This is a genomic window from Spirosoma profusum, from assembly GCF_014699005.1.
Classification (GTDB): Bacteria; Bacteroidota; Bacteroidia; order Cytophagales; family Spirosomataceae; genus Spirosoma; species Spirosoma profusum.
Genome location: NZ_JACWZY010000002.1, coordinates 570,927 through 582,785, shown reverse-complemented (window position 1 = coordinate 582,785; position 11,859 = coordinate 570,927). Strand labels below are relative to the sequence as shown.

5 protein-coding genes are annotated in these 11,859 nt (G+C 49.6%); 3 read left to right on the top strand and 2 right to left on the bottom strand.

Annotated features, from left to right (window positions below):
* Positions 1–96: 96 nt before the first annotated feature.
* Both odhB and IC229_RS04700 read right to left on the bottom strand, forming a co-directional pair.
* Positions 97–1,758, bottom strand: coding sequence for a 2-oxoglutarate dehydrogenase complex dihydrolipoyllysine-residue succinyltransferase (odhB, locus tag IC229_RS04705; protein ID WP_190885754.1), 1,662 nt, complete (start codon positions 1,756–1,758; stop codon positions 97–99).
* A 77-nt stretch (positions 1,759–1,835) separates the two neighbouring features.
* The gene (locus IC229_RS04700; protein ID WP_190885753.1) at positions 1,836–4,586 is read right to left on the bottom strand and encodes a 2-oxoglutarate dehydrogenase E1 component; all 2,751 of its coding nucleotides are present in this window, start codon (positions 4,584–4,586) and stop codon (positions 1,836–1,838) included.
* A 378-nt stretch (positions 4,587–4,964) separates the two neighbouring features.
* On the opposite strand from IC229_RS04700, the gene IC229_RS04695 reads away from it, so the two are divergent.
* From IC229_RS04695 to IC229_RS04685, 3 genes are read left to right on the top strand one after another with little or no spacing between them, the layout of a single operon-like run.
* Positions 4,965–8,150, top strand: a complete 3,186-nt coding sequence (locus IC229_RS04695; RefSeq protein WP_190885752.1) for a cyclic nucleotide-binding domain-containing protein — start codon at positions 4,965–4,967, stop codon at positions 8,148–8,150.
* The gene (locus IC229_RS04690) at positions 8,147–9,517 is read left to right on the top strand and encodes a sensor histidine kinase (RefSeq protein ID WP_190885751.1); all 1,371 of its coding nucleotides are present in this window, start codon (positions 8,147–8,149) and stop codon (positions 9,515–9,517) included. Before IC229_RS04695 ends, IC229_RS04690 begins: the two co-directional genes overlap by 4 nt.
* Before the next feature lie 23 nt (positions 9,518–9,540).
* Complete coding sequence (locus tag IC229_RS04685; RefSeq protein WP_394355920.1) at positions 9,541–11,787, top strand: sensor histidine kinase; 2,247 nt, start codon at positions 9,541–9,543, stop codon at positions 11,785–11,787.
* Positions 11,788–11,859 lie beyond the last annotated feature (72 nt).

Below are 11,859 nucleotides of genomic sequence, written 5' to 3'. Positions count from 1 at the left end.
TGAGTCAGTATGAATTCGTTTGGCAAAACAAAGTTCATACTTCATTGGGGGTATTTTGTTAAACCTTAAACAGGTTCATATACACCAAACGCTACGTTACATATCAAACAGAATTCGGGCGGGGTCTTCCAGGATTTGCTTAACACGTACCAGGAAACTCACCGATTCTTTTCCGTCGATAATCCGGTGGTCGTAGGAAAGTGCTACGTACATAATCGGGCGAATTACGATTTCGCCATTTATTACCACAGCCCGTTCCACAATATTGTGCATGCCAAGAATAGCCGATTGGGGCGCGTTGATAATCGGCGTCGACAGCATCGATCCGAAAATACCTCCGTTGGTAATCGTGAACGTACCACCCGTCATCTGCTCGATTGTCAACTTATTATCGCGGGCGAGACCAGCCAGCCGAACAACCTCTTTCTCGATACCAGCAAAGCTAAGCTGTTCAGCGTTTCGAATGACAGGGACTACCAGCCCCCGCTCACTTGATACGGCAATGGAGATATCGCAGAAATCGTTATAAACAATCTGGTCGCCGTCAATCTGGGCATTCACACCCGGGAAGTCTTTCAGCGCAATACAAACCGCCTTCGTGAAGAACGACATAAAGCCCAGACCAACGCCGTTTTTCTCCTTGAATTTGTCTTTGTATTTGTTCCGCAAGTCCATGATTGGCTTCATGTCTACCTCGTTGAAGGTAGTCAGCATAGCTGTTTCATTTTTAACAGCAACCAACCGCCGGGCAACCGTCCGACGTAGCGAAGTCATCTTTTCCCGACGCTGATTTCGGCTACCTGCTACGGCAGGTGCAGAAGTTGGCGGAGGAGTTGCTTTCGGTGCAGCAGGAGCGCTAGGCGCTGTGGGCTGAGCAGGTGGTGTGGCAGGCGTAGCCACTGGCGTCGATTGTGATGGCGTTGCATTGATCGCATCCTCTTTAGTGATACGTCCCCCTACACCGGTTCCCTGCACTTGCTGGGCGTTAACATCTTTTTCTGCCAGAATTTTAGCAGCTGCGGGTGAGGCATGATGTGCAGCATATCCGTTTTGCCCATTCGAAGCAGCGGGTTCTGCGGCAGGTGTAGTTGCCTGTTGAGCGGGTGGTGTTGCAGGCGATGTAGCGGCCTGGGTCGGCGTACCTGCACCCACTTCAATTTTGGCAATCAGCGCGCCAATTGGCAATGTTTCACCGGCCTGAGCCATAATACGTAACGTACCGGCAGCTTCGGCAGGCAATTCAAACGTAGCTTTGTCTGATTCCAGTTCGCAGAGAACTTCGTCGAGCGCCACCTGATCACCATCTTTTTTGTTCCAGGAAGCAATTGTCACTTCGGTAACCGACTCACCTACGGCCGGTACTTTCATCTCGATCACCTGTGCACTACTCGAAGCAGGAGCCGGTTTCGCAGGTTCAGCAGCCGCAGGAGCAGCCGGTTCTGAAGCTGAAGCTGTTGATTCAGCCGGTTTAGGCGTTTCAGCTTTAGCTGGCTCTGATTTCGGTGCAGGAGCAGGTGCACCATCACCTGTTTCAATACTGGCGATGGGAGCGCCAATCGGTAATACGTCGCCTTCCTGAGCCAGAATGTGCAGGATACCATCGGCTTCGGCCGTTAATTCGAACGTGGCCTTGTCGGAGTCAAGTCCGCAGAGTACCTCGTCCATTTTCACCTGGTCACCTTCTTTTTTATACCAGGTACCTACTGTTACTTCAGTAATCGACTCCCCCACAGGAGGAATTTTCATGTCAACGGCCATAGATGTTAGTGAGTTAGTCGATAGTCATTAGTCAATAGTTTTCTAGCGACTGTTGGCTAATGACTATCGACTGTTTTTTATTCAAACGCTCTCCGAACGATATCGGCTTGTTCTTGTGTATGAATTTTGGGATAACCCGTTGCTGGTGATGCCGCAGCTTTACGCGAAATTACAGGCCAATTCAGCCCCACACGTAGCAGATACGTCCAGTAACCCATATTTTCGGGTTCTTCCTGCACCCAGAACACTTCGGCTTTTTTATAATTCGCCAATACGGCTTCCAATTGCGTTTTTGGCAGCGGAGCCAATTGTTCAATACGTACAATGGCTACGTCGTCGCGCTGGTCGGTCTGCTGTTTTTCGAGTAAATCGTAATAAATCTTACCTGTGCAGAGCAAAACGCGTTTCACTTTTTTAGCCTGCGCGTAACTGTCATCAATGATTTCCTGGAAAGAACCTTTAGTCAGATCCTCCAACGGTGAAACACATTTTGGATGACGTAGCAGCGACTTCGGCGACATGATAACCAGCGGCTTACGGAACGACCAGACCAGTTGGCGACGCATGATATGGAACAGGTTGGCGGGTGTCGTTACGTTCGCAACCACCATATTATACTCGGCGTAGAGTTGCAGATACCGTTCCGGGCGAGCATTTGAGTGCTCTGGCCCCTGACCTTCATAACCGTGTGGCAACAGCAACGTAACGCCGTTTTGAATACCCCATTTCGATTCCGCAGCGGCAATAAACTGGTCGATGATGAGCTGAGCACCATTCGAAAAATCCCCGAATTGCGCTTCCCAGATAACCAGTGCGTGTGGGTTCGCCATGGCGTATCCGTACTCAAAACCAAGTACCCCATATTCCGACAGCAGCGAGTTATACACCTGAAACTTCTGCTGACCTTCTTTAATGAAATCGAGCGATGAATACGTAGCGTTCGTATCGGCATCGTGTAGAACGGCGTGGCGATGCGAGAACGTACCACGCTGCACATCCTGACCACTCAACCGAACCGGCCGACCTTCCAGCAAAAGCGAACCATAGGCAAGCAATTCGGCCGTACCCCAGTTCACAATTTTGGTGTCAGTGAGCATCGCTTTACGGTCTTTCAGCAGCTTGTCAATCTGTTTCAGCGGCTTAAATCCTTCTGGCACTTTCACCAATGCTTGCCCAATGGTTTCCAACGTATCAGCAGCAACCCCCGTTTCCGGCGATTTTTCGAAATCCTTGGGCTCGCTGAACCGAAGTTCGGCCCAGTCAAGATCCAGACGTAGCGGTTTGTACGGAATTTCGGCTTTCTGCTTCACACGGTCGAGCCGATCCTGCAATTGCTGCTTAAACTCGGTATCCATCCGTTGCGCCAGTTCGGCATCCACGTCACCTCGCTTGATGAGCAGGTCTTTGTATAACTCACGCGGGTTGGCGTGCTTATCGATGATGTTATACATCGTTGGCTGCGTGAATTTCGGCTCATCGGACTCGTTATGGCCGTACCGACGATAGCAAACCATGTCGATAAATACGTCGCGATTAAATTTCTCACGGAATTCTACCGCCAGACGTGCACAGAAAATCACCGCTTCCGGGTCATCGCCGTTGACGTGAAAAATCGGCGCATCCACAATTTTCGCTACGTCGGAACAATAGATCGACGAACGGGCGTCATCAAAATCGGTCGTGAAACCGATCTGGTTGTTAATCACAAAATGGACCGTACCGCCGGTTTGATAACCAGCCAGTTTAGCCATTTGCGTCACCTCGTATACGATACCCTGTCCTGCCACGGCTGCATCGCCGTGTATCAGAATGGGCAGAATTTTATTGAAATCACCGTTATATTCTTCATCGGCCTGCGCCCGCACAAAGCCTTCCACAACCGGGTTAACCGCTTCCAGGTGAGACGGGTTAGGAGCCAGCTTAACACTGATTTGCTTACCCGATTTGGTTTCGATCAGGCTCGAATAACCAAGGTGGTATTTTACGTCGCCGTCACCATGCACCTGCTCTGGTACGTTCCCTTCGAAACCGTCGAAGATGGATTCATACGACTTACCCAGAATATTAGACAAGACGTTCAGACGTCCGCGGTGAGCCATGCCAATCATGACTTCCTCAACGCCCATATCGGCCGATGTACTGATAATTGTATCGAGGGCTGGAATGGTAACTTCGCCCCCTTCGAGCGAAAAGCGTTTCTGGCCTAAATATTTGGTAGCCAGGAAGTTTTCAAAAACGGTAGCTTCGTTCAGCTTTTCGAGAATACGTTTTTTCTCGTCGAGTGTCGGTTCGAAAACCAACGCTTCTTTCTCGATTTTATTCCGCAGCCAGTTCTTTACGTCCAGCTCGCGGATGTACATGTACTCGAAACCAATATCGCCCGCATAAATTTTCTGGAGCGATTCCATGATTTTCCGTAACGTAGCGGGTCCGATACCCAGCAATTTACCCGACTCAAAAACGGTGTCCAAATCCGCATCTGAAAGGGCATAATCGGGCAGGTCAACGCGGGGTTGACGGTCTTTCCGGGCTTTAAGTGGGTTGGTTTTGGCCAGCAGGTGACCGCGCGAACGATAGGCTTTTATCAGGCTGGCTACTGAAACTTCTTTCTCGGCGTGCGAAGCATCGACAGGTTTACTTACTGTAGCTTTTCCGTTACCGTTGGTGGGAGCACCGTTGGCTTTCTCGCCGTAGGTTAATGAGAACTCAAATCCTTTGAAAAATTGCTGCCAACTTGGGTCAACTGATTGAGGGTCTTGCCTGTAAGACTGATAAAGTTGATCTACGTAGGCCGCGTCGGCATTGGCTATATATGAATACTGGTCCATGACGGGGGCGCGTCGTTGTTTTGACCTGCAAAGGTAGCGTATCGCCCAAACAGTTTACTGCAAAACGTTCTGTTTTTATTTACTTTCCTTCCAGAAATGACGCCCTTACCTCAACAACAACAGAAAGCGTATTTTAGTTGAGGGCAAAAACCTCCCCAAAAAGGTTGTGACACAGAGATGCGCAGAGCATAAATGAGATTCACTGAGGATTATTCTCTGCGTATCTTCTTTCTCTCTGTGCATCTCTGTGTCACAACCTTTTTTTGAAAACCCTACAGGAGGGTTATTCTGAATGGCTATAACTTGTTGCACAATAACGTATCGTCTCGTTAGGCTGGTTGCTTATATTTGACGATAAATCGCGCCAGTACCCTACTTATGACCGTTCGCCCTGATTCTACTTTTCCGTCTTCTTCGCTCATCCAAAGGGGACAGCGTGCCCTGGGCATCCGACCGGAAGAAGGACAAACGGTCTGGTTGTTTTTTATTCATAATTTCCTGCTGGGCATTGGCACTATCTTGATCTACGTAGCAGCCAACGCTATTCTTCTCGAAAATCACCCTGAAACCAGCCTACCTCTCGCCTACGTAGCATCGGCCGTGTCGATGATTCTGGTCGGACGTATTTACGCTTATTTCGAGCACCATTTGGTGCTACGTAAACTGGCAGTACGTGTCTTGATCGCGGCTGTGGTTATGACCATTGTAGTGGCTGTGCTGGTGCTGGTTGGGCATTCGGTGGCGGCTGCCGTTGCCATCATGACGGGCTACCGGATCATCTATCTATTAACTAATCTCGAATTCTGGGGTGTTTCGGCGGTTGTATTTGATACGCGGCAGAGTAAGCGTTTGTTCGGCGTCATTAGTTCGGGTGATATGCCAGCCAAAGCCGCCGGGGCTATTCTGGCCGCTCTGGTGCACGCTCACGCCGACGTACTACGTCTACTGATTGTAGCGTTTGCGGCATTTCTGGCCGCGCTTTACGTGCTCTACCTCACTATCCAATCGCACGATGTACACGCGCCCCATCAGAATAATCGGGCCGTGGGTCGGGAGCCGTCGCAGTTGGTTGGCAAACGATTTGGCGGGAGTGAACTCGTATTTTATATGTGTCTCAGTCTGGCGCTGCTGGCCGCAATTGCTACCGAAATCGAGTATAATTTCTTTATCAACGTAAAGCACCGATTCCACAATCAGACTGATGTCATTCGCTACGTATCATACATACTGGCGTTGACGTACGGACTGGCGATGCTGGTAAAACTGCTGCTGTCGCGTCAGGCACTCGACCGATTTGGGGTGCAGCGATCTCTTTTGGTACTTCCCTGGATGGCACTGGTCGGGCTGGCTGGTTTAACAATAATGAACCAGTTTGTCACCAGCGAAACCGCACTATTGATTTACTTCTGCGGACTTTATCTGGTTTTCGAGGTGATACGTCGCGCCCTGTTCGACCCGGTTTTTCTGGTATTGTTTCAGCCCTTGTTACCACCACAGCGGCTGAAAGGACACACGCTGGCAAAAGGGTTGTACGAACCTTTAGGTCTGGGAGTTGCCGGATTTCTGATTTTTGCGCTGCATGCTACGCTCGATTCCTGGGTGCCGCTGGTATGGGTTGGCCTGATGGTTAGCGCGGTATGGCTGCTTCGACAAACGTATCGTAAATACCTGGCCGAACTGAACGATGCCATCGGACGCCGGTTCCTGGAACGCGATCAGCTTGCCATGCCCACCGCAGCGCAGAAAAGTCTGGTGAACCAGTTGAAAAGTTCGAATCCAGACGACGTAGTGACAGCCATTGACTGGCTCAGCGTGCATAATCCAACTGAACTGACGCATCAAACTCCCACACTCCTCAATCACACCAGCGCCAGCGTTCGGGAGCGTACCTTGCTGGCAGCCGCGCGGCTTGAACACCTCATACCCAACCGCCAACTGAATCACATTGCCCTGACCGATACCGAACCCGTGCTACGTCAGCAGGCGGCTTATTTGCTTGGCCGTCAAATTACTGCCGAACCGTCCGAACTGGCTCCATTTCTCCATCATAGTGACCTACATATTCGTCAGGGAGTTATCAAAGGGATTCTGGAATTAAATCCGCATAATCCAACTGCCCAACAGGCTTTAAAGGAACTGGCGAATGACAAAGATCCTGCCCGTCAGGAAATGGCGCTGAACCTGGTTGCTTCGCTACGTTTGAGCGATCTGGCCCCACAGGTCAACCGAAGTTTGACGAGCACGAATCCAGACGTAGCAAAAGCAGCCATCCGAGCCGCCGGGCGATTGGTTAATAACGATCTCACTACGTATCTGCTAAATCATCTTACCGATAAAGCACTTGGTCGACGGGTGCTCGATGCCTTAAAAGAGCGTGGCCCTTCGCTGATTCCGATGCTTCGGAAACTGGTCCAGTCATCCCCTGATAACCACGTATTGCTGGAACGTATCGCATCGATTTGCGGAGCCATTTTCACGCCCGAAAGCCGCCAGCTATTAAATCAACTGGCACAAAGCAATGATCTCCGATTGCGGGGAGCTACCTTACGAGCGTTACGTCGTTTTCCCGACGAACCCAACGATGATGTAATTTTCCGGGCGCTCATGCACGGCGAAATCATGTTGGCGCAACGGCTGCTTCACGGCAGTTTAACCAACCCGGAACTGGCCCAAACCCTTGATTATGAATTATCGGTGCTGATTCAACGATTGTTCGATATCCTCACACAACTTTATCCATCCGATACCATTATGGGTTCTCGTGTAGGCATCAGTCACCCGGCTCGTGAACGACGGGCCAATGCGCTCGAAATGCTCGACAACCTGATCCCCAGAACAACGTATCAAACGCTGCAAGTGCTTGTCGATGAGTTGCCTCGCTCCGAAAAAGTCCGTATTCTCGATGCAGAACTGAGTCCATTTGTAGCCGATGAAGCGATACAGGATTTTATTTTGCGTACTGGCGAAACGGTCTTTACCGCCTGGACAATCAGCGTTGTATTACGTAGCTTACCTGCCGACGAAGCCCAGGCTGCCCAGGAGTCGCTGGCGTCGCGCTTTCCTACCTTACCCCCTTTGCTCATGAGTCATTCAACTTCATCAGTCGACCAGATTTCGGCGTACGACCGCGTCCTGCTGCTGGCACGCACTAGTTTGTTCGCCCAAACCCCCGATAACGTACTGGCCAGCATTACGCCCATCATGCGGGAAGAAGCCCATTCGGCGGGCGACGAAATTTTTCATAAAGGCGATCTCGGTACAGGAATGTACGTGATTTACTCCGGTGAAGTTGTCATTCTGGACGGCGAAACAGAACTGGCTCGCTTCAGTCGGGGTGATTTTTTTGGAGAACTTGCACTGCTCGATACCGAAGCCCGGTCGGCCACTGTCGAAGCCATCACCGACGTGCGACTGCTACGTATCGACCAGGAAGATTTTTACGATCTGATGGAAGAACGTAGCGAAGTACTACGTAGCATTGTACGGAGTTTGTCGGGCCGTATCCGTCGGCAGAATGAAGTTATCACGCATGGGGCAACTCAGCTAAGCAAGCAGGGCGCATGAACTGGTCAGACGGAGATTCGTACGTATCAATCGGGATTGCCGTTTTCTTAGTCAACCAGGTTCGGAAGATTCTGGACACGCCAACACGGCTGCCCAAATGGGACATCTATTTCAAACAGGTCTGGTTATCGGCGTTCGTTCTGATGGCCCTCGGCGAAATTTTCCCTGATCCCTGGCGCGTGTGGTTCTGGCTGATTGTTTTTGGTGCGGTTGCCTATACCACCCGGCAACTCCGCGAACTACGTACTGCTCGAACTATCCTGATCGCTATTGCGCCTTATGCTGTTCTTATTTTTGTCCGCGATGTCATCAAATTTCTGCTACCGTCAGCTTATGAGGTCATTCAGGTTTATGTTGAATCAGCGACGATTTTTGCACTCATCTGGCTGGTTACGTTTATCCTGATTGCCCGAAATCAGAAGAAAGCGCTGGAAAGAGATCAACTGGAACGCGAGAAGGAAGCCGAACAGCGACGTATCATTGAAGAAAAGAAGGATGAACTGGAATATCAGGTTTCGCTACGTACCGCCGAAATTACGCAGCAAAAAGAAGAGCTGGAAAGGGCGTTGGTCGATTTAAGAGCCACACAAACTCAACTGATTCACAGCGAGAAAATGGCCTCGCTGGGCGAACTGACGGCAGGTATCGCGCACGAAATTCAGAATCCGCTCAACTTCGTCAATAACTTCTCGGAAGTGAGCATCGAACTCATCGACGAACTGGCCGAAGAACAAGCCAAACCCGAACGAGACACCGAACTGGAAGCCGATATTCTATCCGATCTCAAACAGAATCTTCAGAAAATTACGCATCACGGTGGCCGGGCGTCGTCTATTGTGAAAGGGATGCTCCAGCACTCACGGGCGGGCAACGGCCAACGTGAACCAACCGATCTGAATGCATTGGCCGATGAATATTTACGACTCGCCTATCACGGTTTGCGGGCGAAAGACAAAACCTTCAATGCTACCTTATCCACCGATTTCGATAAATCCCTGGGCACCGTCAGCATCGTTGCTCAGGACGTGGGGCGCGTCTTACTCAACCTGTTCACCAACGCCTTTTACGCCGTCCAGCAACGTCAGAAAATCCAGAAAGAACCTGGCTATCAACCCACCGTGACCGTCAGGACAAGCTGTGAGAATCATCAGGCGGTTATTCGGGTGAGCGACAATGGCACGGGTATGCCCGAATCCGTGCAGCAGAAAATTTTCCAACCCTTTTTCACCACCAAACCCACCGGTGAGGGAACGGGGTTGGGGTTATCGCTCAGTTACGACATCATCACCAAAGGCCATAACGGCACCATTGCCGTCGAAAGTCAGGAAGGGCAGGGCACTACGTTCACCATTACGTTGCCGGCCTAATTGCTCATCCTAAATCATAGAATGTGCGCTCATCGTTAAGGCATATACATAAAACAGAGGTAGACGTAGTAGCAGTCATGCGGAACTGGTTACTCGTTTTTTATTGCTTAGTTGCTTTACTCTCCGGCGCATATGCGCAGCAGGGTTGGCCACCGGTATATGATATAAAAACAGATACGTCGATGCTGACCCTTGACACGACGTATTTTCAAATACTGGAAGATCGCAGTGGAGAATTATCATTCGATCAGGTTCGACGAAACACCTCTTTTTACCACGGCTCTTTTTTCGATTCGCATCGACGGTCGCACGTATACTGGTTACGGATGCGGGTCAGAAATACGCTTCCTGACACCCTGAACCTTTATCTCTGTGATTTTTCCGGGAGTTATCTGGACTTGTACTGGCAGAACGCGAAACAACAATGGATACACGAGCGCACGGGCGTACTAATTCCGAAAAGTCAGTTGACGAAGCAAAATCAGGCTGAACGAAGTCGGCTTTTTTTTCAACTGTTGCCGGGTCAGCAGACCACACTTTATCAACGTTCGGCCAGTGCTTTCTGGGATGGGCCAATTCTGTATCTGTCGCCAAAACTACAGACCAAAACCCACCGGGCTAACGAGGTTTATACGGCCATGCAGGTTAAAGAAGGCTGGCAGAACGATTACTTCTCGGGTATCACGTTAGGAATTCTTGTGCTGGCCGTCTGTTATAACTTACTCATTTTCTTCTCAGTAAATGACCGTGTTTACCTGTATTTCAGCGTCTGTCTGTTCTTCTTCATTCTAGATCGGAATGTTGGGCAGATTCAGTCGATTTTCTTCGCTGAACAGCCTGATCTGTTTGCCTTTGCGCGTAGCTTTTTCTTCATCATTTTCTTTACTTTTTTCATCCAGTCGATTCGAAAATTCATTCAGCCATCCGACAAATTTCGATATCTGAATCGGATGATTTCGATTGCCCTGCTATTGACTGTACTGGCAAATGTTGCCTTGTTCTTCCGGGTTTCCTTTCCGTTGATACCGATTTATACGACAACCATACTGCTTGAAATTCAAATTCGAATCACCTATATATTTCTGATTACCCTGATTGTCAAAATGATGAATGAGGGTAGTACAGACGCTCGTTTTGCGTTGTTAGCCACTACGCCACTCCTGATATTCTGGCTTTACACACTGACTACCAATATTCTTGGCTATTTCTTCAAAATCAATTTCCGTCCCTACGTCGGTAGTTCGTTAGATTATGGTGAAGGCGTCTGTTTTGCCTGGTTAATTATCGTTTTTTCTGCAGCCCTGCTCAACCGATATAGTTTGGCCCGGAAGCAGGTCGTTCAGCAGGCAATCGAGAAAGAGCAACTGGAAAAAGAGCGAGAAATAGAAAAGAATCGTCTGATTGCCAACCAGAACGAATTATTGGAAAAGCAGGTCGAGGAACGTACCAGTCAACTAAAAACGTCACTCGAAAATCTGAAAGCAACTCAGAATCAACTGATTCAACAAGAGAAAATGGCTTCGTTGGGCGAACTGACGGCAGGTATCGCGCACGAAATTCAAAATCCACTCAACTTCGTCAATAACTTTTCGGAAGTGAGCATCGAATTAGTAGATGAACTAAACGAAGAGCGGGCGAAAGACAGTAACCGGGACGTAGAACTGGAAAGCGAGTTGCTCCAGGATTTAAACCAAAATCTTCAGAAGATTTCTCTGCACGGAAAACGAGCCAGCAACATCGTAAAAGGGATGCTGGAACATTCGCGAAAATCAACCGGAGAACGTGAACCTACGGACTTAAATGCGCTGGCCGATGAATACCTGCGACTGGCTTACCACGGACTGCGCGCCAAAGACAAATCCTTTAACGCTACGTTATCCACCGATTTCGACAAATCGGTGGATAACGTCAGTATCGTTGCTCAGGATGTGGGGCGGGTGCTGCTCAATCTGTTCACCAACGCCTTCTACGCCGTCCAGCAGCGTCAGAAAATCCAGAAAGAACCAGGCTATCAGCCGACTGTAAGCATCACCACGCGCTGCGAAAATAAACAGGCCATTATTAGAGTTAGTGACAACGGTACGGGCATGCCTAAATCTGTACAGAAGAAGATTTTCCAGCCCTTTTTCACTACCAAACCCACCGGTGAGGGAACGGGTCTGGGCTTATCGCTCAGTTACGACATCATCACCAAAGGCCATAACGGTACTATCACCGTTGAAAGTACAGAGGGTCAGGGTACTACGTTCACCATTACGTTGCCGACGTGAGCTTCATTTCTGTCATGCTGAGGTACGAAGCATCTTAAATTTTCCTCACCTGAGAGTCAGAATGCTTTAAGA

Bases quoted from the DNA above. Each gene is read 5' to 3' on its own strand.
- odhB (WP_190885754.1), bottom strand. From the start codon at position 1,758: ATGGCCGTTGACATGAAAATTCCTCCTGTGGGGGAGTCGATTACTGAA.
- IC229_RS04700 (WP_190885753.1), bottom strand. From the start codon at position 4,586: ATGGACCAGTATTCATATATAGCCAATGCCGACGCGGCCTACGTAGAT.
- IC229_RS04695 (WP_190885752.1), top strand. From the start codon at position 4,965: ATGACCGTTCGCCCTGATTCTACTTTTCCGTCTTCTTCGCTCATCCAA.
- IC229_RS04690 (WP_190885751.1), top strand. From the start codon at position 8,147: ATGAACTGGTCAGACGGAGATTCGTACGTATCAATCGGGATTGCCGTT.